Annotated in this window: 21 protein-coding genes and 1 pseudogene; 3 read left to right on the forward strand and 19 right to left on the reverse strand. The window is 58.9% G+C overall.

Going from position 1 to position 21,379, the window contains the following annotated elements; genetic code table 11:
* Positions 1-43: 43 nt before the first annotated feature.
* Both FQK12_RS19835 and FQK12_RS19840 read right to left on the reverse strand, forming a co-directional pair.
* Positions 44-706: a LysE family translocator gene (locus FQK12_RS19835; RefSeq protein ID WP_014227778.1), complete on the reverse strand. Its 663-nt coding sequence runs from the start codon at positions 704-706 to the stop codon at positions 44-46.
* A 46-nt stretch (positions 707-752) separates the two neighbouring features.
* On the reverse strand, positions 753-1,568 hold the full coding sequence (locus FQK12_RS19840) for an AraC family transcriptional regulator (protein WP_014227779.1): 816 nt from the start codon (positions 1,566-1,568) through the stop codon (positions 753-755).
* 29 nt (positions 1,569-1,597) lie between these two features.
* Between FQK12_RS19840 and FQK12_RS19845 the strand changes: the two are divergent.
* Positions 1,598-2,092, forward strand: a pseudogene (locus FQK12_RS19845) (Rpn family recombination-promoting nuclease/putative transposase); the annotation flags it as partial.
* Positions 2,093-2,270: 178 nt separating this feature from the next.
* The gene (locus FQK12_RS19850; protein ID WP_014227781.1) at positions 2,271-3,641 is read left to right on the forward strand and encodes an NAD-dependent succinate-semialdehyde dehydrogenase; all 1,371 of its coding nucleotides are present in this window, start codon (positions 2,271-2,273) and stop codon (positions 3,639-3,641) included.
* Positions 3,642-3,685: 44 nt separating this feature from the next.
* Here the strand turns inward: FQK12_RS19850 and FQK12_RS19855 are convergent, their stop codons facing one another.
* The 16 genes from FQK12_RS19855 to FQK12_RS19930 all read right to left on the reverse strand — a co-directional run bounded on the left by FQK12_RS19855 (position 3,686) and on the right by FQK12_RS19930 (position 19,218).
* On the reverse strand, positions 3,686-4,006 hold the full coding sequence (locus FQK12_RS19855; RefSeq protein ID WP_004098289.1) for a hypothetical protein: 321 nt from the start codon (positions 4,004-4,006) through the stop codon (positions 3,686-3,688).
* A complete protein-coding gene (locus FQK12_RS19860; RefSeq protein WP_014227782.1) occupies positions 4,006-4,551 on the reverse strand; it encodes a YfaZ family outer membrane protein in 546 nt (181 codons plus the stop codon). The genes FQK12_RS19855 and FQK12_RS19860 overlap by 1 nt, the downstream gene beginning before the upstream one ends.
* Before the next feature lie 347 nt (positions 4,552-4,898).
* Positions 4,899-5,855 carry a GTPase gene (gene yjiA / locus FQK12_RS19865; RefSeq protein WP_014227783.1) on the reverse strand — a complete coding sequence of 319 codons (957 nt, stop codon included), beginning with the start codon at positions 5,853-5,855 and terminating at the stop codon, positions 4,899-4,901.
* Positions 5,856-5,866: 11 nt separating this feature from the next.
* Positions 5,867-6,070 (reverse strand): YbdD/YjiX family protein, encoded by a 204-nt coding sequence (locus tag FQK12_RS19870; RefSeq protein WP_004098292.1) that lies wholly within the window; start codon positions 6,068-6,070, stop codon positions 5,867-5,869.
* Positions 6,071-6,179: 109 nt separating this feature from the next.
* The gene (btsT, locus tag FQK12_RS19875; RefSeq protein WP_014227784.1) at positions 6,180-8,330 is read right to left on the reverse strand and encodes a pyruvate/proton symporter BtsT; all 2,151 of its coding nucleotides are present in this window, start codon (positions 8,328-8,330) and stop codon (positions 6,180-6,182) included.
* A gap of 297 nt (positions 8,331-8,627) precedes the next feature.
* Positions 8,628-9,140 (reverse strand): 4-hydroxyphenylacetate 3-monooxygenase reductase subunit, encoded by a 513-nt coding sequence (locus FQK12_RS19880; protein WP_004098296.1) that lies wholly within the window; start codon positions 9,138-9,140, stop codon positions 8,628-8,630.
* 19 nt (positions 9,141-9,159) lie between these two features.
* Positions 9,160-10,722 (reverse strand): 4-hydroxyphenylacetate 3-monooxygenase, oxygenase component, encoded by a 1,563-nt coding sequence (gene hpaB, locus FQK12_RS19885; protein WP_004128599.1) that lies wholly within the window; start codon positions 10,720-10,722, stop codon positions 9,160-9,162.
* Between the two features lie 362 nt (positions 10,723-11,084).
* On the reverse strand, positions 11,085-11,975 hold the full coding sequence (hpaA, locus tag FQK12_RS19890) for a 4-hydroxyphenylacetate catabolism regulatory protein HpaA (protein WP_009652862.1): 891 nt from the start codon (positions 11,973-11,975) through the stop codon (positions 11,085-11,087).
* Positions 11,976-11,984: 9 nt separating this feature from the next.
* Positions 11,985-13,361, reverse strand: coding sequence for a 4-hydroxyphenylacetate permease (gene hpaX, locus FQK12_RS19895; protein ID WP_014227785.1), 1,377 nt, complete (start codon positions 13,359-13,361; stop codon positions 11,985-11,987).
* A gap of 43 nt (positions 13,362-13,404) precedes the next feature.
* Complete coding sequence (gene hpaI / locus FQK12_RS19900) at positions 13,405-14,196, reverse strand: 4-hydroxy-2-oxoheptanedioate aldolase (protein ID WP_004098302.1); 792 nt, start codon at positions 14,194-14,196, stop codon at positions 13,405-13,407.
* Between the two features lie 10 nt (positions 14,197-14,206).
* Complete coding sequence (hpaH, locus tag FQK12_RS19905) at positions 14,207-15,010, reverse strand: 2-oxo-hept-4-ene-1,7-dioate hydratase (protein ID WP_004098303.1); 804 nt, start codon at positions 15,008-15,010, stop codon at positions 14,207-14,209.
* Between the two features lie 99 nt (positions 15,011-15,109).
* Complete coding sequence (locus tag FQK12_RS19910) at positions 15,110-15,490, reverse strand: 5-carboxymethyl-2-hydroxymuconate Delta-isomerase (protein ID WP_014227786.1); 381 nt, start codon at positions 15,488-15,490, stop codon at positions 15,110-15,112.
* Between the two features lie 12 nt (positions 15,491-15,502).
* A complete protein-coding gene (gene hpaD, locus FQK12_RS19915; RefSeq protein ID WP_004098307.1) occupies positions 15,503-16,360 on the reverse strand; it encodes a 3,4-dihydroxyphenylacetate 2,3-dioxygenase in 858 nt (285 codons plus the stop codon).
* Position 16,361: 1 nt separating this feature from the next.
* Positions 16,362-17,828 (reverse strand): 5-carboxymethyl-2-hydroxymuconate semialdehyde dehydrogenase, encoded by a 1,467-nt coding sequence (gene hpaE / locus FQK12_RS19920; RefSeq protein ID WP_014227787.1) that lies wholly within the window; start codon positions 17,826-17,828, stop codon positions 16,362-16,364.
* Positions 17,825-18,589, reverse strand: coding sequence for a fumarylacetoacetate hydrolase family protein (locus FQK12_RS19925; protein ID WP_014227788.1), 765 nt, complete (start codon positions 18,587-18,589; stop codon positions 17,825-17,827). Before FQK12_RS19925 ends, hpaE begins: the two co-directional genes overlap by 4 nt.
* Positions 18,586-19,218, reverse strand: a complete 633-nt coding sequence (locus FQK12_RS19930; protein WP_014227789.1) for a fumarylacetoacetate hydrolase family protein — start codon at positions 19,216-19,218, stop codon at positions 18,586-18,588. The genes FQK12_RS19925 and FQK12_RS19930 overlap by 4 nt, the downstream gene beginning before the upstream one ends.
* A 285-nt stretch (positions 19,219-19,503) precedes the next feature.
* Here FQK12_RS19930 and hpaR point away from each other — a divergent pair, with 285 nt between their 5' ends.
* Entirely contained in the window at positions 19,504-19,941 is a 438-nt protein-coding gene (gene hpaR, locus FQK12_RS19935) for a homoprotocatechuate degradation operon regulator HpaR (RefSeq protein ID WP_014227790.1), read from the forward strand.
* Positions 19,942-20,062: 121 nt separating this feature from the next.
* Here hpaR and FQK12_RS19940 read toward each other — a convergent pair whose 3' ends face one another.
* Positions 20,063-21,277, reverse strand: coding sequence for an amino acid deaminase (locus FQK12_RS19940; protein ID WP_014227791.1), 1,215 nt, complete (start codon positions 21,275-21,277; stop codon positions 20,063-20,065).
* Positions 21,278-21,379 lie beyond the last annotated feature (102 nt).

Below are 21,379 nucleotides of genomic sequence, written 5' to 3' on the forward strand. Positions count from 1 at the left end.
CAGCAGCTTGGCGCGTTTCAGTTCAGCGAGTTTTTCCATAAGCTTAAGCATATAGCCTGACGGCGAACTCGTGCAAAAACTGCCACACAATCCAACAACCAAAAGCCATCAATACGCCGCCGGCCGTGCGCTCGACTCGCCAGACGACGGCGGAAAGGCGGCGCTGCACCGACGGTAGCGCAATCAGCGTGACCAGCAACAGATCCCATATCAACACCACGCTGGTCATCCAGGCTCCGCTGACGGCCTGCTGCACCAGCGTGACGTTCGGGCCCAGCAGGGAGGTCATCAGCGCGAGGTAGAACAGCGCGTTTTTCGGATTGAGCAGCGAAGAACCCAGCCCGAGAAAAAGCTGTTTCACCAGCGGCGGGCGCGAAGCCGAGGCGCCGTGCAGCGCCAGCGTGGTCGGACGGCTTCTGAGCAGCAGGCTGCCAATCCACAGTAAATACGCCGCGCCCAGCAGCTCAATCACCGTAAACAGCAGCGGCTCCTGGCGCAGGATCCCCCAGCCGATAATGGCCAGAAGAATATACAGACCGTTTCCGGCGGCAATGCCGATACACAGGCCGACGCTGCCGCGCAGGCGGTAGCGGATGGCGTAGCCCACCAGCAGAAAAAAATCCGGCCCGGGGCTCAGCAGGGCGACAAAATGGGAGAGCGCCAGCGCGGGGAAGGCGGAGGGAAAGAGCGTAGCGAGTATGTCCATAGCAACCTCAGTATTAATCTGAGGTCACCTTACGCCAGCGTAAACGCTAATTATTGTCTGTTATTGATCGGGACTGCGCATACTGGCGCGGCGTGGCGGCGGTATAGCTGACAAAGGTTTTATGAAAGTGGCTCTGGTCGGCAAACCCGGCCTGGTAGCCGACATCGGCGATAGTATCCCCGGCGCGCAGGCGCGTTTTGGCGAATTCAATCCGCGCGATATTGATAAAGCTGGCGGGCGTCAGGCCGGTATCCTGCTTGAAGGCGCGGATCAGCGTCTCTTTGCGCAGCGCAAACTCATCGGCGAGGCTATCCAGCGTCGGCGGCGCCTGCAGATTGGTTGCCAGACGACTGAACAAACGCGCGCTGGTCTGACTAAGCGCCACAGGCGCGAGCGGGCGCAGCGGCAGGTCGCGCAGGAACCGGGCGACGCTGGCGGGTAGCGCGGCGGTGTTTTGCTGAGTCATCAACGCCACGATCTGCAGATACCGGGCAAAGAGCCCGGCATCGCGAATCACCGGCCGGGAGGTTATCAGCCGCTCGTGATGCGCATCGTTTGCCAGCTGCCGCCAGCACCAGCTTAGCTCGAGATAGAGCATATGGTAGCTGCGCGGCTGGCCGTCGCGCGGATTGCAGCTGTGGGGCGCCTGGGCGGGGATAATAATCAGATCGCCCGGCCGCAGCAGATACTCCTGCCCGTTGCAGATACAGCGCGTTTCCCCCTCGATAATCGCCCCCACGGAGAGCTGCGGATGGCGGTGACGTTTATAGGCCTGACGGCTTTGCCAGGTGCTGCGCAGCTCCAGCCAGGGCAGCTGTTCGTCGCGCCAGAAGGTTTGCTGAATATCGCGCGTATGGCTCACGGTGGGCTCCTTAGCTGAGGGGGATTGCTGTTTATACCATGCCGTTTCCGCTGGTGGATATTACCGTCGTGCCTGATGACGAAATTGTCCAGCATCGAAGAGTCGCCTTACTGGAGCTGATGCAAAAACATATTCGTCAGCGCGATTTGCTGGGCATTGTGGAACATCTGACGGCCATTTTGCTTAGCGGATACGCTAATGACAGGCAGCTAAAAACGCTGTTTAATTACCTGATTCACTCGGGCAAAGCGCTTCGGTTGGGGAAATTTATCCGCGAAGTGGCTCAGCGTGTTCCGCAGCATAAGGAGAAGCTCATGACTATCGCCGAAAGGTTACGTGAAGTGGGGCGCAGGCAGGGGAAGCGGGAAGGTCGCCAGGAAGGACGACTTGAGGGCGTTGAGGAGGGGCAGCGCGCCGAAGCGCAGCGTATTGCTCAAACGATGCTCGCCGAAGGTATGGCCCTGGAAACGGTGCTGAGAATTACCGGTTTGTCGGAGGCGGATATCCGGGGTGACACTCACTAACTTATTGATATTACGCTGTTATTTATGAGCGATTTATGCCGATAGCGCGCTCCGTTCCATTTCGGGAAAATTCCGTATCTCTCTGAGTCTGGACGCATCCTCAGCTATCTCGACTACCCTTAATATCCTGTGCGGTATTTATGACTGCGTTAACAGCGATAACAAGGAGACATGCGATATGGCTTATCAGACGGTGAATCCTGCAAACAATCAGCTTATCAAAGCGTACCCGGCACACAGCGACGCGGACGTGGAAGCGGCTCTGCAGAAGGCGGATGCGCTATATCATTCGTCGTGGTCGAAAGGCGATATAGCGCAGCGGCTATCGGTGCTGCACAAGCTGGCGGATCTGATCGACGGCCGGGTTGACGAGCTGGCGAAAATCGCCAGCCAGGAAATGGGCAAACTCATTGAGCAAAGCCGCGGTGAAGTGAAGCTGTGCGCGCAAATTGCCCGCTACTACGCCGACAACGCCAAACAGTTTTTGGCGCCGGTAAAGTATCCGTCCGAGTTGGGTGAAGCCTGGGTTGAACACCATCCCATCGGCGTACTGATGGCGGTAGAACCGTGGAACTTCCCTTATTATCAGCTTATGCGCGTGCTGGCACCGAACCTGGCGGCGGGGAACCCGGTTATCGCCAAACATGCCAGCATCGTCCCACACTGCGCGGAAACCTTCGCCCACCTGGTACGCGAAGCCGGTGCGCCGGAGGGGGCGTGGACAAACCTGTTTATTTCTCAGGATCAGGTGGCGAAGATTATCGCCGACGATCGCGTACAGGGTGCGGCCCTGACCGGCTCGGAAAAAGCCGGTAGCGTGGTGGCGGCGCAGGCGGCTAAACACATCAAGAAAGCGACGCTTGAACTGGGCGGCAACGATGTCTTTGTGGTCCTGGACGACGCCGATCTGGAGAAGGCGGTGAAGATCGGCGTGCAGGCGCGGCTCAACAACGCAGGCCAGGTGTGCACCGCGGCGAAGCGCTTTATCCTGCATGAAAAAATTGCCGACGCTTTCCTCAGCCAGTTTACGCAAGCCTTCCGCGAGGTGAAAATTGGCGATCCGCTGGACGAAAGTACCACGCTGGGCCCGCTCTCTTCAAAAGATGCGCTGGAGACGCTGACCAGGCAGGTGAACGACGCGGTGAAAAACGGCGCGAAGCTGCACCTGGGCGGCAAACCCGCGCAGCGGGAAGGCAGCTTTTTCGAGCCCACTATACTGACCGGCATTACCCGCGATAATCCGGCCTACTTCGAAGAGTTCTTCGGCCCGGTCGCGCAAATCTACGTGGTGAAAGATGACGATGAGGCGGTGAAGCTGGCCAACGATTCGCACTATGGCCTCGGCGGAGCCGTATTCAGCCAGGATATCGACAGGGCGAAACGCATGGCGTCGCGGATTGAAACCGGTATGGTCTATATCAACTGGCTAACCGATACCGCTCCGGAGCTGCCGTTTGGCGGCGTTAAGCGCTCCGGGTTCGGCCGCGAGCTTTCCGATCTCGGGATTAAAGAGTTTGTGAATCAGAAGCTGGTGGTCGTGCATAAATAACGGCGTGAAGACAAAAACCTGCCATCTGGCAGGTTTTTTGGCGTTCACTGAACTTCAATCTTATCCCAGCCGCTCTTAAACATGCAGCTGTCGACGAGCGTATCCCTGCGCCCCTCATTGGCGTCCTCAACCGTATAGCTGGTGGAAATATCCTTCTTCTTGTTCTTTTTGTCCGTTTTTTCCGAGCTTGAACCGGTGACGACGTTATCCGGGGGGAGATCGATCAGCGCCTGCGCTTCGCACTCCGTGAGCTTTTTATTCATCTCCGTATCGCTGACTCCCGGCTTCACCCATTTGTACTGGACGCAGCCTGACAGCAGCACGGTGAAGCTCAGAACGCAAAGCGCGGCGAAGCGGCCGTTCATCAGAAGGTAACCCCGCCGCCGACATAGGCGCCGTCAATCAGCGTGTGGCCCGGACGGCCATCTTTGCCGTCGACGCTGACATGGCGATAGCCCACTTTCAGCGTGACCGGGGTGATTGGCGTCCAGCTTACGCCGCCGTTGGCTTCAACGTAGTTTTTGACGCTATTGTTCAGGCCCTCCGGTGCGGCATAGCCCTCACCATAGAGATGGATGCTGTCGGTCAGGGCCACGTTGACGCCGCCGCCGATGGGGAAGGCCACGCCGTTATCGCCTTTTTTAGGGCCGAGGTAGATGGCTTTCGCGCCGGCATTGAACATCACCGGGCCGAGTTCCAGGTTATAACCCGCGCCTACGCCGCCTGTCTGGGTACCGTCATCGGTATTTTTGAGCCAGTTGCTTTCCACATACAGGCCAGAAGAGGATTTCCCCATTTCCAGATTCAGGTTAGTGAAGTTCTTGCCCTGCTCAACGGTGCCGCCCATCGCGAGCGCGGATCCCGAGACGGCAGCCAACGCCGAGAGAAGAAGGATATTCAGCTTTTTCATGTTTTATGCCTCATCATTACATTACGCGGAGGGCACCTTAACAATCGATTTTTATGACTGCAAATCAGCGAGTGATGGCTGTTTTATGCTAATTTTGTTATTGGATATATTTATTTGTGTTGTTTGTTAGTTGTTTTTACTGCGGAGTCAATGGGTAATCTTTAGCCGTTGAGCGTGAGTTGAATCTTTTGGCTAAATATTCGCTGAACAGGCGCGAAAAAGCGGTTGTGGACGCAATAATTGGCTTTCTAATTATTTCCAAAAACATTTCTGTTGTTACATATAAGAACAGAGTTTTACATTTAATCCGCGCATTCCCCCTCCAGAAGAGGGGGAATGCGACATGACTACTTGCGCAGGCTCGCAAATGCGGTGCGAATCTCATCTTCCGGAAGCTGTATCCCAATAAACACCAGGGTACTGTGCGGCCGCTCATCGCCCCACGGCCGGTCCCAGTCGGCGCTGTATAGCCGTTGAACGCCCTGAAACAGCAGGCGGTTGGGCTCGCCGTCGATCCACAGCATCCCTTTATAGCGCATCAGCTGTTCAGCGAAGGTGAGCAGCAGGTTTTCCATCACCCGCGACACGTCGCTGATATCCACCGGATAATCCAGCTCCACCACGATAGACGACACGTCGTTCTGCTTATCGGCCATAAAGTGGAAGCGCGGTTTGCTGCTGACCACGTTCTCTTCCAGCATAAAGCCGCTGGTGTTAAACAGCAGATTCAGGTCGATATCGCCGTGGGTGACGTTGTAAATCGGCGCGCGGGCGTTAATACGCATCAGCCGTTCGCGGAGCTTGTCGCTGTCGCCCGCCACGTCAGTTTTGGTGAGCAGGATACGATCGGCGTAGCCCACCTGCGACTGGGCAATGGTGAACTGATTCATCTGCTGGTCGGCATGCACCGCGTCAACCAGCGCAATCACGCCATCCAGCAGATAGCGTTCACACAGCACATCGTGAGAGAAAAAGGTCTGGATAATCGGGCCGGGGTCGGCCATGCCTGTGCATTCGATCACCAGCCGGTCAAAATCAATTTCTCCGCGATCGCGGCTGTCGAGCAGATCGAGCAGGGCGTCTTCCAGTTCGTTGGAACGGGTACAGCAGATGCAGCCGTTGGTCAGGGTTTTAATCTGCGTGGCGCGATCGCCGATAAGCTGGTCATCGACGGCGACTTCGCCAAATTCGTTTTCGATAACGGCAATTTTAAAGCCGTGCCGTTCGTTCAGGATATGGCGCAGCAGGGTGGTTTTACCCGCGCCAAGAAAACCGGTGAGCAGGGTGACTGCAATCGGTGCCATGTTTGCCTCCATTAGCAGCAGCGTACGCCGCCTTTGCCGTCGCCGCCGTAGCGGGCCTGCTGGCGTTCGCGAAAGAATTCATCGTAGGTCATGTACGGCTTGTCCGGATGGTTAGTCTGCATATGCTCGACGTAATTATCGTAATCCGGAATGCCAATCAGCATTTTCGCTGCCTGACCGAGGTATTTTTTTGCCTGACCTAAGTTACCAAACATTGTGAGTCCCAGAGAACGAATAAAGCCGGATGGCGGCTAGCGCCTCATCCGGCCTACAAACATTCGTTTGTGTAGACCGGATAAGCGTAGCGCCATCCGGCATTAAGGTTTAGTGATGCGAAGAGGTCTTCACGCCGCCTTCCGGTACCGGCACGTACGGGGTCTCTTTGTCGGTACGCACTTTATTGTTGCGCACGTTGAGCCAGGTTTTGATGCCGTAGAAGATGATGCTGTAGACCACCACCAGGAACAGAATGCTCAGACCCGCATTGGTGTAGTTGTTCACCACGATATGGTTCATGTTGGCAATCTGCTGCGCGGTCAGTTCGCCGCCGGCGGCGATCTTCTCTTTATACTGCTGCGCCATGAAGAAGAAGCCTTCCATCTGCGGGTTGGTGCTGAACAGTTTCAGGCCCAGCGCCCAGGTGGTGCACAGCAGCAGCCATGCGGCCGGGATCACGGTGACCCAGATATATTTGGTGCGCTGCATTTTGACCAGCACCACGGTGCCGAGCACCAGCGCTACGGCGGCCAGCATCTGGTTAGAGATACCGAACAGCGGCCACAGGCTCTTCACGCCGCCCAGCGGGTCGACCACGCCCTGATACAGCAGGTAGCCCCACAGGCCGACGCAACCCGCGGTACCGATAACACCGGCCACCAGCGAGTCGGTTTTCTTGAGGAACGGCACGAAGTTGCCCAGCAGATCCTGCAGCATAAAGCGGCCTGCACGGGTACCGGCATCCAGCGCGGTGAGGATAAACAGCGCTTCAAACAGAATACCGAAGTGGTACCAGAAGCCCATATCCGCCATCGGGATGATTTTGTGGAACACGTGAGCGATACCCACGGCCAGCGTCGGCGCGCCGCCCGCGCGGTTCAGTACCGACGGTTCGCCGATATCTTTCGCGGTTTGCAGGATTTGCTCAGGTGAGATCACGAAGCCCCAGGAGCTGACGGTCGCCGCCGCGTGTGCGGTGACATCCCTCAGCTGGGCGGCAATCAGCGCGGCGTTCTCACCGCCCATTTCGTGCAGGTTCGGCATGGTGATGCCCAGACCCGCCGGCGGGGTGTTCATCGCGAAGTAGAGGCCCGGTTCGATAATTGAGGCCGCTACCAGCGCCATCACCGCCACGAAGGACTCCATCAGCATCGCGCCGTAGCCGATAAAGCGGGCGTCGGTTTCGTTAGCCAGCAGCTTCGGCGTGGTGCCGGAGGCGATCAGGGCGTGGAAGCCGGAGACCGCGCCGCAGGCGATAGTGATAAACAGGAACGGGAACAGCGCGCCTTTCCACAGCGGACCGGTACCGTCAATGTACTGGGTTACCGCCGGCATTTTCAGGTCCGGGTTGAGGATAACAATGCCCAGCGCCAGGCCGACGATAACGCCAATTTTCAGGAAGGTCGCCAGGTAGTCGCGCGGCGCCAGAATCAGCCAGACCGGCAGCAGCGCCGAGATAAACGCGTAGCCAATCAGGGTAAAGGTAATAGTGGTGTCTTTAAAGGTCAGCGCCGGGCCCCAGTACGGGTCGTGGGCAATCACGCCGCCGAAGTAAATCGACGCTACCAGCAGGACGATACCAATCACCGATACTTCGCCTACGCGGCCCGGGCGCAGGAAGCGCATGTAGATCCCCATAAACAGGGCGATCGGCACGGTCGAGCAGACGGTGAAGACGCCCCACGGGCTTTCCGCCAGCGCTTTCACCACGATTAACGCCAGCACCGCAAGGATGATGATCATTATCAGGAAGCAGCCAAACAGCGCGATGGAGCCCGGCACCGGACCCATCTCCTGCTTGATCATTTCCCCCAGCGAGGCACCGTTACGGCGCGAGGAGATAAACAGCACCATAAAGTCCTGCACCGCCCCTGCCAGCACGACGCCCGCCAGCAGCCACAGGGTACCCGGCAGGTAACCCATCTGTGCGGCGAGCACCGGGCCCACCAGCGGACCGGCGCCGGCAATCGCGGCAAAGTGGTGGCCGAACAGCACGTAGCGGTTGGTCGGGACATAGTTCAGGCCATCGTTGTTAATCACCGCAGGCGTGGAGCGCGTAGGGTCGAGCTTCATGACCTTTTGCGCAATGTACAGGCTGTAATAACGGTAGGCGACGAGGTAGACGGAAACCGAGGCCACCACGATCCACAGCGCACTGACGTGCTCGCCGCGGCGCAGAGCGACGACCGAGAGGCAAAATGCCCCGATGATTCCAAGAATCACCCAAGGTATGTGCTTGAATAACTTTTTAGTATCCATAGTAAAACCTGGCTTAATAAGATGAATAATGGGCCGAAGCCGTCTGGGTTTAGTTAGGGTTTGAGGAGGCATTGATTAGCTATGCTGGGGACCATCTTGCCAGAACGTCGCGCGCGTAAAGTTGGGTAAATCTGTGAGTGGTTATATCCGGGGTTAAGCGGTCACTTGCAGGGGTAAGCGGTTGGGCAGGAATCCCGGTAGGCTTAAATATGTGATTGAGATCACAGGGATATTCCCGCCGTGACGATGGGGGGAAGCGAGGTAATCCCCTCTCCCGCGAGAGAGGGGAAGGCAAAACTACGCCACGACGTCCATCTCCATCATCACCGGATGGAAGCGGCGCTTAAAGTAGATCAGCCCGTGGCCCTGCTGGCTCAGGGTAATGTTCCTGATTTCCACCAGATAGACCAGGTGGCTACCGATGGTCTGCACCTGGCTAATCTCGCCCTCGAGGCTCGCCAGCGCGCCTTTCAGCACCGGCTGGCCCAGCGCGCCTTTTTGCCAGCCGCTGAGGCCGAAACGGTCATCCATCGTCATCCCGGTCATGCCAGCGAAGTGGCGGGCCATCTCCTCTTGCTCGTGGTTCAGTACGTTGATGCACAGCTTGCCGTTGCCCTGGAACACCGGATTCATCGCGCTGTTAGCGTTGATGCAGACCATTACCGACGGCGGCGTATCGGTCACCGAACAGACCGCGGTGGCGGTGATACCGCAGCGGCCCGCCTCGCCTTCGGTGGTGATGACGTTAACGGCGGCCGACAGACTGGCCATGGCATCGCGAAAACGCAGACGTTGTTCATCTAATTGCATTGTGACCTCCCGCTGCCGGTTACTTCAGCAGCTTATCCAGCATGTTGATATCGGTATTGTTGTGCAGATGCGGCACCGTCCAGCCGTTCTGGTCGTACTCGGACAGGCAGCGATCCACCATCGCCATCATTTTGTCCATGTTGCCGGAGCTCTGCGCCTGACGCAGGCACTGCAGGCGAATCTCATCCTGGCTACCGGAGTAGTTGATTTCGTACAGCTCATGACGGCCGCCAAACTCGCTGCCGATGGCGTCCCACATCAGTTTGAGGATCTTGATGCGCTCGACGTGATCCATACCGTTCGATCCGCGCACGTATTTCGCCAGATATTCGTTGATCTGCGGATTATTGAGATCGCGGGCGCTGGACGGCAGATAGATCAGGCCGCTGGTGACGTTGCGTTCAATAATGTTTTTGATTTTGGCGTAGGCCATCGGCGCCATCACGCGATAGGTTTGCAGCGCGGCGTGATCCGGCAGATACGCGCCGTTAACCCACGGCGTGGCTTCGGCGCACATCGAGTCGCTCAGCGCCCAGAACATATTGCGCCAGGCCACCACTTCGCCGAGATCCGCCTGCACGCCGCGGAACTCCAGGGTGCCGGTACACTCCAGCGAGCGCTTGAGAAGGGCGGTGATAAAGTCGAGCTTCACGGCCAGACGCACGCAGGCCTGCAGCGGATACATGCGGGCGAAACCGCCCTCCATCGTCCAGCGGCGGCAGCGATCGAAGTCGCGATAGATCAGCACGTTTTCCCATGGGATCAGCACATTATCCATCACCAGGATCGCATCGTTCTCGTCGAAGCGGCTGGAGAGCGGATAATCGTAGGGCGATCCGGTTGCTCCGGCGACCAGCTCATAGGAGGCGCGGGAGATAAGCTTGACCCCTTCGGCGTCCATCGGCGCGACGAACATCAGCGCGAAGTCCGGGTTTTCGCCCATCACCTGCGCCGAGCCGAAGCCAATCATGTTGTAGTGGGTGAGCGCCGAGTTGGTGGCTACCACTTTCGCGCCGCTGACGATGATCCCGGCATCGGTCTCTTTTTCCAGCTTGATATAGACGTCTTTCACTTCGTCGGCTGGCTTATGGCGGTCGATGGGCGGGTTGACGATGGCGTGGTTAAAGTAGAGGCCGGTTTCCTGGATGCGGGTGTACCAGTTACGGGCGTTCTGTTCAAACTGACCATAAAACGCCGGGTTTGCGCCTAGCGCGCAGCCGAACGCGGCTTTGTAGTCCGGGGTACGGCCCATCCAGCCGTAGCTCAGGCGCGACCATTCGGCGATAGCGTCGCGCTGCTGGCGCAGATCGTCGGCGCTTTTCGCGACGCGGAAGAACTTGTGGGTATAGCCGCCGCTGCCGGTATCGGTGCCCCAGCACAGGGTATCCTGCAGCTCGGGTTTATGCAGCGCGTCGTACATCTGGGCGACGGAGGCGGCGGCGTTGCGGAACGCCGGGTGGGTGGTCACGTCCTTAACGCGTTCGCCGTAGATATAGATTTCGCGGCCGTCCTGCAGGCTCTTCAGGTACTCTTCACCGGTTAACGGGCGTTTAGCGTCGGCACGGAAATTTTCAGGTTTCATAGGTGACCTCTTCAGTATTAATCGGAATGCGATGTTAAATTTATGTTTTGTTTTTGTTGTTCAATTGAAGCGGTTAACGCGGCTTTCGTGAAGAGACTTTTAGGTCAACGGTCGGTACTTTTCAGGCGGGGTTGGGTTATGTGATCGGGGGTTGGTTTTTCTATTTTCCGGCCTGGCTCCCCGATGATCCGACGACAAGCCAGGGTGGGTTTTGAATTTGTAGGCCGGACAGATGCGCAGCATCGCCTCCGGGAAATGCAGCGACTCTGCGCTCTGCTCCCGGGGGCGGCGCCTGACGCGCTTTGCCCGGGCTACCGCCTCTCAGACGGCTGCGAACTCGCCGCGCCGTCCCCGGTAAGATCTTATGATACCGGTACTTTTTGCGTTCTGAACGCGCTCGGCGAGCAGCCGACTAAGCGGTTAAAAAAGCGGGCAAAATAGGCCGGATCCTTAAAGCCCAGCTGCCAGGCTATCTCGTTGACCGCGCTGTCGGAAAAGAGCAGTAGCCTCTTGGCTTCGCGCAGCTGCCTGTCGAAAATCAGCCGTTTGGGCGGCCGGTTGGCGAAGCGGCGGCAGATATCGGTTAACCGGGATTCGGTCAGATGCAGCTCGCTGGCGTAATCCGGCACCGTCCAGTGCTGATGGTAGTGGCCGTCGATCAGCTGGTTAAACCGCTGGAACAGCTTGAGCTCGCCGCGTATCCCGCTGGCCGCGTGATCGTCAAGCTTCGCGTTGCGCAGCAACAGGGTGAACACCGCCTGCGCCAGCAGCGTCAGGGTATGTTCCCGCCCCGGCAGCTGCGACGTCGATTCCCGTTCAATCAGCCGCCAGTAGTGCGCCAGCGCCGCCAGCTCCTCGGGCCTGTCGGCCAGCGACAGGCAGATGCCCGGCAGACCGAAAGCCTCCCGCGTGCCGGGATAGAGCACCTCCAGCAGCGGCCAGACCAGATCCTCGCGCACCGTCAGCACGTGACCGTCGCTATCGGACTCGGTGATAAAAGCGTGCGGCACCGAGGGCGGCGTCAGGACAAACAGCGGCGCCTGCACCGAATAGCGATGATCGTCGAGCTGCAGCTCAATCTGCCCGGTATCGAGAAAGTGCATCTGAAAATACTGGTCGTGACGGTGCGCCTGCATATCGCGGCCAAAGAACTCCGCCATCCTGGCAAACGATTGATAATGCACATCTTCCGTCCCCAGGCTCTCATCGTACTCTTTATTAATATCGATATTGGCTATCGGGCTCTGGCACATGGCGGCTCCTTACGGCGTCGCGCGCGGACGCGTTCCTTTCATCGGAATCACCCAGATAATCATCGCGCCGATGACCAGCAGGGCGGCGACGAACCACAGGCCGCTGCTGAAGCTGCCGGTAATATCCTTCAGCCAGCCGATCATAAAGGGGCTGAGCGCCGATCCGATATTACCCGTCGCGTTGATCACCGCGATACCGATCGCTCTGGCGCGCAGGCTGATCGACTGATCCGGCGTGGTCCAGAAAATGGCCATTGCGCTAAACGATCCGGTGGAGGCCATCACGATCCCGAGCAGCTGGATCAGGTTGTGATCGGTGGCCGACGCCAGCAGCCAGCCCGCGGCGGCGAACAGGAACGGCAGGGCGGTGTGGTGCTTACGCTCCTGATGTTTATCGGAGTGGCGGCTCCAGTAGATCATCCCCAGAATGGTACAAATCTGCGGGATCGCCGCCAGCAGGCCGATGGTGATATTGCTGCTGCTTTCGTTAAAGCTTTTGAGGATCTGCGGCGTCCAGATGCTGATCGCGCTGAGCGTATTGGTCAGGCAGAAGTAGGCCAGGGTGTACATCAGCACGATCGGCGTGAACACTTCCCGCCACAGGCTGCGCTGCTGCATGGCGTGATGGCTGATCGCCCCTTCCGGCTGGACCAGCGTCAGGCGGTCGTTATCCATCATCTCCTGCAGGCATTTTTTATCGTCCGCGGTCAGCCATTTCGCCTTCGACGGCGAATCATCCAGCCAGAACCAGACCATAATACCGAGCAGCACCGACGGGAAGCCTTCCAGCAGGAACAGCCACTGCCAGCCGTGCAGGTTCAGCAGGCCGTCCATCGACAGGATATAGCCGGAGACGATCGACCCCAGCGCGGTGGTCACCGGCATCGCGATCATAAACAGCGCGTTGGCGCGGGCGCGGAAAAAGGCCGGGAACCAGTAGGTCAGATAGAGCAGAATGCCGGGCAGAAAACCGGCCTCGGTGATGCCCACCAGCATGCGCAGGATATAGAGGCTGTTCGGCCCGGTCGCGAACATGGTGGCGGTGGAGGCGATGCCCCACAGCACCATGATGGTGGCGATCCAGCGGCGAGCGCCAACGATGCTGAGCATCACGTTGCTGGGAATGCCGAATATCACGTAGGTGGCGTAAAACAGGGTGGTGGCAAGACCGAACATGGTGGCGTTAAGGCCCAGATCCTGCCCCATGGTCAGCCCGGCAAAGCCGATATTGATGCGATCTAAAAATGAAAAGATAAACAGCACAAACAAAAAGACGATCAGGCGGCGAAAGAGCTTGTTGATAACCGACTGCTGCTGCGCCGTCAGCTGCTTGTGCTGATTAGCCGGATCGAACTTTTCCGGGATGGCAGATGATGTATCGCTCATTATCATTTTCCTCTAATGGGAATTTTGTAGGGTACTGCGGGTATTAATAGACGCCTGACGAACCCTGGGCGGTTTTTTCCGCGCCAAATCGCGCCGCCAGCGCTTCCGCGCCGCGGGCCAGCAGGGTGGTATCGACGCCGACGGCGACAAACAGCGCGCCGAGTTCCAGGTAGCGCTTCGCCAGCGGCTCGCTGGCCATCAGGATCCCCGGCGCTTTGCCCGCCGCGCGAATTTGCCCGATGGCGCGCTCAATGGCGGCCTGCACTTCCGGATGCTGCGGGTTGCCGCTGAAGCCCATATCGGCGCTCAGATCCGCCGGGCCAATAAACACGCCGTCCACGCCCTCGACATCGAGGATCTGCGGCAGATTGTTGAGCGCTTCGCGGGTTTCGATCTGCACCAGCACGCACATCGCGTCGTTGGCCTGATGGAGATAATCCGGGACGCGGTTCCAGCGCGAGGCGCGGGCCAGCGCGCTGCCGACGCCGCGAATGCCCGCGGGCGGGTAGCGGGTGGCTTTCACCGCCAGCCGCGCTTCGTCGGCGTTCTGCACCATCGGCACCAGCAGGGTTTGCGCGCCGATATCCAGCAGCTGTTTAATCTGCACCGGGTCGTTCCACGACGGCCGCACCACCGGCTGGCTGGGGTAGGGAGCGATCGCCTGTAGCTGGGTCAGGATTGTCTGCACGCTGTTTGGCGCATGCTCGCCGTCGATCAGCAGCCAGTCGAACCCGGCCCCGGCCAGCAGCTCGGCGCTGTAGCTGCTGGTCAGCCCCAGCCACAGGCCAATCTGCGGACGACCCGCTTTTAAGGCGTCTTTAAAGGCGTTATGCATCATGTTTCTCCTAGACAAAGCGGCAGCTAATCGCGCCCATGTTGCCGTAGTCGACGTGGAAGGTGTCGCCCTTGCGCGCCGGTACCGGACGGGTAAAGGAACCGCCGAGAATAATCTGCCCGGCTTCCAGCTGGACGTCGTACGGCGCCAGCTTGTTCGCCAGCCAGGCCACGCCGTTGGCCGGGTGATTCAGCACCCCCGCGGCGACGCCGGTCTCTTCAATCACGCCGTTGCGATAGAGCAGGGCGGCGATCCAGCGCAGATCCAGCTCGTCGGGTTTAATCGGGCGGCCGCCGAGGATCACCCCGGCGTTGGCGGCGTTATCGGAGATGGTGTCGAAGACTTTGCGCGGGCGCTGGGTTTCCGGGTCGATGTTGTGGCAGCGGGCGTCAATCAGCTCCAGCGCCGGGATCACGTAGTCGGTGGCGTTGTAGACGTCGAACAGGGTGCAGTGGGGGCCGCGCAGCGGTTTGGCCAGCACGAAGGCCAGCTCCACTTCGATACGCGGGACGATAAAGCGGTCGGTAGGAATATCGCCGCCGTCGTGGAAAAACATATCGTCCAGCAGCGCGCCGTAATCCGGTTCGCTGATTTGCGAACTGGCCTGCATTGCTTTTGAGGTCAGGCCGATTTTATGTCCTTTCAGCACGCGGCCTTCGGCGATTTTCATATTTACCCATTCGCGCTGTACCGCGTAGGCGTCTTCGATAGTGATCGTCGGGTGATCCAGCGAAATAGCGCGGATCTGTTCACGCTGTTTTTCCGCCTGGTTTAGCCGCTGGGCGATCAGGGTATGGGTATGTTTATCGAGCATAGTTGCTTCCTGTTACGTCATTCGGTGCTGCTGCGCCGGAAATAAAAGCCGGCGTCGTTTCGCCCTCTCCCGGCGGGAGAGGGCCTGACCGGCCGCACGCTATTTAAACAAGGCGTGCACGTTGTTCTGCTTGTAGTTCAGCGTCGGGTGCAGTTCATCAATCTCAAACGACAGCGCCAGATAGCGGCTCTCCATCAGCGCGGCGAAATGGGCTTTGATCAGCGTGAACAGCATATCGCCCACGTCCTGGCGGCTCTCCTGGCTGCGTCCGGCGCCAATTTTCAGCGTCATATGCACAAAGGCGTAATCGTGCTGGCCGTCGGCCATCTGCCAGGTATCCAGCCAGATGGCGCGGCTGCGAATGCCGCCGATGGGGAAGATGCCGGTGGCCGCCAGCGCGGCGTTCACTTTGCCGAACAGGCCCGGTAAATCAGCCTGTTCGCGGATGTTGTCGGTACATTCAGCGATAAAATGCGGCATTCTGCGTGCTCCTTACGCCGTTTCCGGCAGAGGGAAGACGGCGTTGACCTGGCCTGTGCCGGAGCTGGCGAACAGCTCGGTAATAAACTCTACTTTGCCGTCGTATTTGTCCCAGCCCAGCAGGCCCAGAAGCATCACCGTGTCGTGCATATTGCCTTCGCCGAAGCAGTAGTCGGCGTACTCCGGCAGCATGGTGCAGAACTCTTTGAATTTGCCTTCGCGCCACAGCTTCACGACCCGTTCGTCCATCTGGTGATCGAACTCGCGGGTATAGCTGTTCATCCCCTCTTCGGCGCGCTGGTCGTCGATAAAACGGTGCGACAGCGAGCCGCTGGCAAAGACCGCCACGGTGCCGTCATATTTCTCGATAGCCTTAAGAATGGCTTCGCCCAGCCTGCGGCTGTCGGCAAAATCATGAACGGTACAGAACGCCGAGATAGAGACCACTTTGAAATGCTTATCGCTGTTCATGTAGCGCATCGGCACCAGGGTGCCGTACTCCAGCTTCAGGCTTGGAATGTTATGCGCTTTGGCGCGGACCCCGAGCTTGACCGCTTCGTCGGCGATCAGGTGGCCGAGCGCCGGATTACCGTCGTAGTCGTAGGTCATGTCGCGAATAAAATGCGGCAGCTCGTTGCTGGTGTAGACGCCCTGGAAATGGTCGGCACAGTTGATGTGGTAGGCGCTGTTAACCAGCCAGTGGGTATCAAAGACGATGATGGTATCCACGCCCAGCTCGCGGCACCGCTTGCCGATTTCTTTATGCCCATCGATGGCTCCCTGGCGGCAGCCGTGGTTTTTACCCGGCAGTTCAGAAAGATACATCGACGGTACGTGAGTAATTTTTGCTGCTAACGCTAACTTTCCCATATCAGACTCCCCATTTTGGGATCGGATGGTCGCCCATCGAGATGCAGACGTTTTTCATTTCAGCGAACACTTCAAAGCTGTATTCGCCGCCTTCGCGGCCGGTACCGGAGGCCTTCACGCCGCCGAACGGCTGACGCAGGTCGCGGACGTTCTGGGTGTTGACGAACACCATTCCGGCTTCGATGCCGCGCGCCAGGCGCAGCACTTTGCTGACGTCCTGGGTCCAGATATAAGAGGCGAGGCCGTACTCCACGTCGTTGGCCAGGCGCAGACCTTCCGCCTCGTCTTTAAACGGCAGCAGACAGGCTACCGGGCCAAAAATCTCTTCCTGCGCCACGCGCATGCGGTTATCGACGTCCGCCAGCACCGTTGGCCGCAGGAAGTTGCCGTTTCTCAGATGGGCGGGCAGATCGGCGGGCTTATCCGCGCCGCCGGCCAGCAGGGTCGCTCCTTCTTCAATGCCGAGGCGGATATAGCCGGAGACTTTCTCCCAGTGCTGCTGGCTAATCAGCGCGCCCACCTGGGTATTCGGGTCGGTGGGGTCGCCGACGCGCAGGCGGTTAGCCCGCTCGGCGAAGCGTTTAATGAACTCGGGGTAGATGCTCTGCTGAATGAAGATGCGCGAGCCGGCGGTGCAGCGTTCGCCGTTGATCGAGAAAATGGTGAACAGCGCGGCGTCGAGGGCGCGCTCAATATCGGCGTCTTCGAAAATCAGCACCGGCGATTTGCCGCCCAGCTCCATGGAGTACTTTTTCAGCCCGGCGTTTTTCATGATGTTGCGCCCGGTGGCGGTACCGCCGGTGAACGAGACCGCGCGTACGTCATGGTGGCGGACCAGAGCATCGCCCGCCGTCGCGCCGTAGCCCTGAACCACGTTCAGCACCCCCGGCGGAATACCCGCTTCCAGCGCCAGCTCGCCAAGACGGTCGGCGGTTAGCGGCGATAGCTCGGACATCTTCAGCACCGCGGTATTGCCCAGCGCGAGGCACGGCGCCACCTTCCAGGTGGCGGTCATAAATGGCACGTTCCACGGCGACACCAGCGCGCAGACGCCCACCGGCTGCACGAGGGTGTAGTTGAGCATCTTGTCGTCAACCGGGTAGGTCTTGCCGTTCATCTGCTGGCACACTTCGGCGAAGAATTCGAAGTTGTGCGAGGCGCGCGGGATCAGCACGTTTTTAGTCTGGTGGATCGGCAGGCCGGTATCGGCGGTCTCCATGGCGGCGATCTCCGGGACGTTCTGGTCGATCAGATCCCCCAGCCTGCGCATCAGACGCGCGCGCTCTTTCATCGGCAGATTGGCCCATTTCGGGAACGCCTCTTTCGCCGCCGCCACCGCCTGATTCACCTCGTCGGCGCCGCCGGAGGCGACTTCCGCCAGCACTTCGCCGGTGGCCGGGTTAGTGGTATGGAAATATTCCGCGGCGGCGACGTTTTTGCCGTTGATCCAGTGGTTAATTTTTTTCATGACAGCTTCTCCTCATATGCCTGCTGGCTAATGATGTGGTTGACCAGGCGGCCGACGCCTTCCACTTCGACGATCACTTCATCGCCCGGCACCACGTCCGACAGCCCCTTCGGCGTGCCGGTGGCGATCATGTCGCCCGGCTGCAGGGTCATAAATTCGCTGAGGTAAGCGATCAGGAACGGAATGCTGAAGATCAGATCGGCGGTGGTGCCCTGCTGGCGCAGTTCGCCGTTGACCCAGGTGCGCAGCGACAGGTTATGCGGATCCGGGATCGCCTCTTTGCTGACGATCCACGGGCCTATCGGCGTCAGGGTGTCGCGGCTTTTGACCCGCAGGTTGGGACGATAGTAGTTTTCCAGGTAGTCGCGGATGGCGTAGTCGTTGCAGACGGTGTACCCGGCCACGTACGCCATGGCGTCGGCTTCGGCGACCTTACGCGCGGTTTTGCCGATCACCACCACCAGTTCAGCCTCGTAGTGCATGTACTCGACGTTATCCGGGCGCACCGACTCTTGCCTATGGCCGATAAAGGTGTTGGGCGCTTTGATAAACACCAGCGGTTCGGTTGGCGGCGTAAACGCCAGCTCGCTGGCGTGATCGGCGTAGTTCAGGCCCAGCGCGAACAGGGTGCCGTCGGCGGGCGGCAGCCAGCGAAACTCGCCTTCCTGAAGTAACCTGCCGTTGGCGAGCTGGACCTGCCCGCGTTCATCAACCTGGACATCGTGCCGCTGTCCCTGCCACTCAATACGTGCTTGCCTCATGCCAGCTCTCCTTCATCAATCACCGGGTTTTCCAGCGCCGGGAAGCCCTCGGCGAGAATGCGTACGCGATCGCCGGGGCGCAGCGTAACGCGGGAGTGGGGCGTACCGATCAGAATCGCATCGCCGGGATTGAGGGTGGCGAATTCGCTCAGGGCGCTCAGCAGCTCGGCGGCGGAGCGCTGGAGATCGGCGGTATTCCAGCTGTCCGCCTCGCGACCGTTGATTTCGGTGATGATGGTCAGGTTATCGACGTTGCTGAGCGGCGCGAGCGCGCCAAGCGGGCAGAAGCCGTCGCGGCATTTGGCTTTGATGGCCGGACGATAGAAGCTCTCTTCCGGCAGGCTGACGTCGTTCGCCAGCGCGTAGCCGGCGATATAAGCCGCGGCGTCTTCCGCGGCGATTTTGCGTGCGGTTTTACCGACGATTAGCGCCACGGTGGCGCCGCTCTGCACGGTTTCGCCTTGCGGATAGGGAATGCTTTCGCCGTCGCCGATAACGGTGTTGCGCGGTTTGATAAACCAGACCGCGGTCTTCGGCGGGGTTTTATACGGGGCCTGCTGGAACGCTTCGCGCCAGGCGTCGAGCTGGCTGCGGTGGTTAAGCGCCACGGCGAAGATGGTGCCTTTCATTGACCACTCCTCTGCTACGGAATTAGGAAGTTAGTTAATTCATTAATATGTTAATGATCATCTTTTATGCTTTGCGGAAAGGTTTGGCAAACAGAAGTGAATGTTTTGTGATCTGATTAACAATAAATTTACAGTTATGTTTTTTATTTGTTGTTAATCAATTAGATAATTAATTTTATTGTACCTTCTGGTACTTTTCAGAGGCAGAAACCGGTTGCCTTCAGAAGGAATTAGCGCTAATTATTAACTTATTAACAGATTGGGGATTTATTTCAGAGGTATGTGATGCATGATTCGTTAACTATCGCGCTGCTGCAGGCGCGGGAAGCGGCGATGGCCCACTTTCGGCCCATCGTTAAACGCCACAATCTGACCGAGCAGCAGTGGCGTATCGTGCGTATCCTCGCCGAAAATCCGTCGATGGATTTTCACGATCTGGCCTTTCGCGCCTGTATTTTACGTCCGAGCCTGACCGGTATTCTGACCCGCATGGAACGCGACGGCCTGGTGCTGCGTTTAAAGCCGGTTAACGATCAGCGCAAGCTGTACGTTTCGCTGACGCCTGCGGGCCTGAAGCTGTATGAAAGCGCCCAGGCCCAGGTGGAAGAGGCCTATCGCCAGATAGAAGCCCAATTTACCGTCGAAAAAATGCGTCAGCTTACCGCGCTGCTGGAGGAGTTTATCGCCCTGGGGAATGGGGTGGGTGGAGAGGAAGAGGCGTAATTTTCCTTCCGTGAAGCTAGAAATATTTCCCCGGTCGCGCTGTGCTTACCGGGGCTACGGGCCGGTGCTATCCCGTAGCCCGGATAAGGCGCCAGCCGCCATCCGGGGAATTCCCGGCCGGTCAGAACAGGGTATCGAGCTCTTCCAGCACGTTATACTGCTCGTCCACCAGCAGCAGGGTTTTCCATTTATCAAACGTCAGGCACGGATGCGAGGTGCCGAACACCAGAATATCGCCGACCTGCACGTCGCTGCCCGGCGCGAGGCGCAGCATACAGTGCTGATCCATAATCCCCACGCTCTCGATCCCCGCCGCAGACAGCTGCGCGCCGTTGCGATAGCGAGCGATCGGCTGCGGCAGTCCGGCGTCGAAGGCGCAGTCGCGTTTGCCGAAGTTGACCACCGCGCGATCCGCTTCCGGCACCGACTGGACCATCGCCATCAGCTCCAGCGCCGAGGTTAAATCACCGCCCAGATCGCAGGCGATCGGATCGCGCGCCGCCAGCGCTTTCTGCGCGATATCGTAGATCCCCCGATCGTGGGTGATATAGCAGCCGGGGCGGATAACGATCCGGCACCGCGCCGGTTTCTTCGCCGCCAGCCAGATATTGCACACCACGTCATACCAGACGGTACCGGCGCCGGTCAGCACAAACTCCCCCTCAACCAGATGCGCCATCCGGCAGGCCAAATCGGCGGCCTGGTGCAGCAGAGCTTCCACCTGCGGCTGCGGATCGTCGCCGTGCAACACCCCTTCATACAGCTCAAGTCCGCGCAGCTTAAGGCCAGGAAGGTCCGCGACGGCCTCCGCCAGGGCCTGCGCATCCTCAACGCTGCGGCAGCCGCAGCGCCCGCCGGCCACGCCCAGTTCAATCAGCACGTCCAGCGTTTGCCGCCGTTCGCTGAAAAAGGCCGACAGCGCGCGGGCGTTGGCGAGGCTATCGATGCAGCAGATAAACTCCGCCGCCCGGTAATGCGCCTTCAGGCGCGATACCGCCTGCATATTCGCCCTGCCGACCAGCTGATTGACCATCAGAACGCGCTCAACGCCGCTGGCCATCGCCGCGCTGGCCTGCCAGGCGCTGCCCACGCCGATTCCCCATGCGCCCGCCCGCTGCTGGGCCTGAAAAATCCACGGCGTCATCGTTGTTTTACCGTGCGGCGCCAGCGAGACGCCGCGCGCGTCGGCGTAGCGCTGCATCCAGGCGATGTTATTTTCCAGCGCCGTTTTTTTCAGCAGCGCGGCGGGGAGGCAGACCTCCTCCGCCAGCAGATTTGCCGGAGCGGCCATCACGGCGGCTTTGTGCGGAATAAGCGTATCGGAGTGGTATTTCATAACACTATCCTTTTAGGGTTTATGCTCGGAATAAAGCTGAGTATCAATTTTAATTAATTGAAAAATATAAATTTAATATGTGATTTTTATTGTTTGTGAATA

This window comes from Klebsiella sp. ME-303 (assembly GCF_007910085.1).
Taxonomy (GTDB): Bacteria; Pseudomonadota; Gammaproteobacteria; order Enterobacterales; family Enterobacteriaceae; genus Klebsiella; species Klebsiella michiganensis.

What these genes read in the sequence shown, in the direction of transcription:
- FQK12_RS19835 (WP_014227778.1), bottom strand. Translation starts at nt 706, where the DNA reads ATGGACATACTCGCTACGCTCTTTCCCTCCGCCTTCCCCGCGCTGGCG.
- FQK12_RS19850 (WP_014227781.1), top strand. Translation starts at nt 2,271, where the DNA reads ATGGCTTATCAGACGGTGAATCCTGCAAACAATCAGCTTATCAAAGCG.
- FQK12_RS19855 (WP_004098289.1), bottom strand. Translation starts at nt 4,006, where the DNA reads ATGAACGGCCGCTTCGCCGCGCTTTGCGTTCTGAGCTTCACCGTGCTG.
- FQK12_RS19860 (WP_014227782.1), bottom strand. Translation starts at nt 4,551, where the DNA reads ATGAAAAAGCTGAATATCCTTCTTCTCTCGGCGTTGGCTGCCGTCTCG.
- yjiA (WP_014227783.1), bottom strand. Translation starts at nt 5,855, where the DNA reads ATGGCACCGATTGCAGTCACCCTGCTCACCGGTTTTCTTGGCGCGGGT.
- FQK12_RS19870 (WP_004098292.1), bottom strand. Translation starts at nt 6,070, where the DNA reads ATGTTTGGTAACTTAGGTCAGGCAAAAAAATACCTCGGTCAGGCAGCG.
- btsT (WP_014227784.1), bottom strand. Translation starts at nt 8,330, where the DNA reads ATGGATACTAAAAAGTTATTCAAGCACATACCTTGGGTGATTCTTGGA.
- FQK12_RS19880 (WP_004098296.1), bottom strand. Translation starts at nt 9,140, where the DNA reads ATGCAATTAGATGAACAACGTCTGCGTTTTCGCGATGCCATGGCCAGT.
- hpaB (WP_004128599.1), bottom strand. Translation starts at nt 10,722, where the DNA reads ATGAAACCTGAAAATTTCCGTGCCGACGCTAAACGCCCGTTAACCGGT.
- hpaA (WP_009652862.1), bottom strand. Translation starts at nt 11,975, where the DNA reads ATGTGCCAGAGCCCGATAGCCAATATCGATATTAATAAAGAGTACGAT.
- hpaX (WP_014227785.1), bottom strand. Translation starts at nt 13,361, where the DNA reads ATGAGCGATACATCATCTGCCATCCCGGAAAAGTTCGATCCGGCTAAT.
- hpaI (WP_004098302.1), bottom strand. Translation starts at nt 14,196, where the DNA reads ATGCATAACGCCTTTAAAGACGCCTTAAAAGCGGGTCGTCCGCAGATT.
- hpaH (WP_004098303.1), bottom strand. Translation starts at nt 15,010, where the DNA reads ATGCTCGATAAACATACCCATACCCTGATCGCCCAGCGGCTAAACCAG.
- FQK12_RS19910 (WP_014227786.1), bottom strand. Translation starts at nt 15,490, where the DNA reads ATGCCGCATTTTATCGCTGAATGTACCGACAACATCCGCGAACAGGCT.
- hpaD (WP_004098307.1), bottom strand. Translation starts at nt 16,360, where the DNA reads ATGGGAAAGTTAGCGTTAGCAGCAAAAATTACTCACGTACCGTCGATG.
- hpaE (WP_014227787.1), bottom strand. Translation starts at nt 17,828, where the DNA reads ATGAAAAAAATTAACCACTGGATCAACGGCAAAAACGTCGCCGCCGCG.
- FQK12_RS19925 (WP_014227788.1), bottom strand. Translation starts at nt 18,589, where the DNA reads ATGAGGCAAGCACGTATTGAGTGGCAGGGACAGCGGCACGATGTCCAG.
- FQK12_RS19930 (WP_014227789.1), bottom strand. Translation starts at nt 19,218, where the DNA reads ATGAAAGGCACCATCTTCGCCGTGGCGCTTAACCACCGCAGCCAGCTC.
- hpaR (WP_014227790.1), top strand. Translation starts at nt 19,504, where the DNA reads ATGCATGATTCGTTAACTATCGCGCTGCTGCAGGCGCGGGAAGCGGCG.
- FQK12_RS19940 (WP_014227791.1), bottom strand. Translation starts at nt 21,277, where the DNA reads ATGAAATACCACTCCGATACGCTTATTCCGCACAAAGCCGCCGTGATG.